A 1168-nucleotide genomic window follows, 5' to 3' on the forward strand; every position below is an offset into this window, starting at 1 on the left:
CCGCCGTTCATCGGCGACGACCGCCCGCGCCCCGCCGAAGACCTGGTCGACCGGGTGAGTGCCGCGCTGGCCGACCTGCACGTGGCCGATGGCCGTCGGCGGCAGGAACTTCTCGGCGCTGGTCTGGAAGGTGCTGCCGTCCGGGCGGGTGACCACCAGGCCCAGGATGATCTCGGTGTAGCCGCCCCGGATCCGGCCGGGGACGTCGAGGCTGCGGACCACCGCCTGGGCGGCCAGGCCGCGCTCGGCGATGTCGAGCTTGCCGCGGGTGGTGATGCCCTTGCGGATGAGCGATTCGTTCATCGCCCGCTGCGCGGCGCCCGCGTCGCCGGAGCGGTCCACCTCGACCTTGTCGGTGCGGCCCGGCAGATACCGGACCGGCAGCACCACGCCGGGCTGCAGCAGCGCCAGCTCGGTGAGCGGCACGATCATCTTGGCGTGCGAGTCGAAGACCTTCCCGTCGGCGCCTTCCACGCGGAATTCGATTCGCACCTGCGGCTGATCGTTGACCGAGACCCCGGTCTGGCGGAACGCGGTGATGGTGCCGATGCCCACCTCGCCGTGCCGGAACTCGCCGCTGTTGCGGCCGGTGAAGGCCTCCATGATGCCGTCGCCGGTGAAGGCGAAGACCATCGGCACGATGGTCAGGGCGATGATCGGCAGCGCCATCTGCGGGCCGACCCAGCCGAGCATGCCGCCGGTGAACTCGTCGGGGGTGTAGGTGAGGCCGTAGTAGAGGTAGTAGCCGACGGACAGGACACCGAAGGCGACCGCGGCCGCGCGGAGCTTGGATTTCATGATTCCTCCTCGTGAAGTGATGCGACCGGGTCGCGAACGGATCAGGCGATGGTGGTGCAGGCGAAGGTGATGTCGAACTTCGCGGTGGTCGGGCCGGCCAGCGGGTTGGTCATGTCGGCGCTGACACCCTCGCCGGTGATGCGGAAGGTGTTGCCGTCCTTGGCGAGCTTGGCCGAGCCGCCGGGCTGGCCGTTGCCGTAGCCGACCGCGTAGGGCAGGCCGTTCGAGCCGCCCTGGGTGCCGCCGATGGCCACCGCCTGGACCGCGTCGCCCTCGACCGTGGCGCTTCTCGACGACGCGGGCGGCGGCTGCGCTGGTGACGATGACCTGGCGCGCCAACTGGAGCGTCTTCTGCTCGCGTGCATCGAGG

2 protein-coding genes are annotated in these 1168 nt (G+C 70.5%); both read right to left on the bottom strand.

The features are described from left to right. The coding region (locus ACWDNU_RS46480; protein WP_449673527.1) for a hypothetical protein at positions 1-798 on the bottom strand (798 nt) is incomplete at its 3' end. Between the two features lie 41 nt (positions 799-839). Further along, the gene (locus ACWDNU_RS46485; RefSeq protein WP_449673528.1) at positions 840-1163 is read right to left on the bottom strand and encodes a lipoprotein LpqH; all 324 of its coding nucleotides are present in this window, start codon (positions 1161-1163) and stop codon (positions 840-842) included. Positions 1164-1168: the final 5 nt, after the last annotated feature.

It is taken from the genome of Amycolatopsis sp. NPDC003676, assembly GCF_053587275.1.

Bases quoted from the DNA above. Each gene is read 5' to 3' on its own strand.
- ACWDNU_RS46485 (WP_449673528.1), bottom strand. From the start codon at position 1,163: ATGCACGCGAGCAGAAGACGCTCCAGTTGGCGCGCCAGGTCATCGTCA.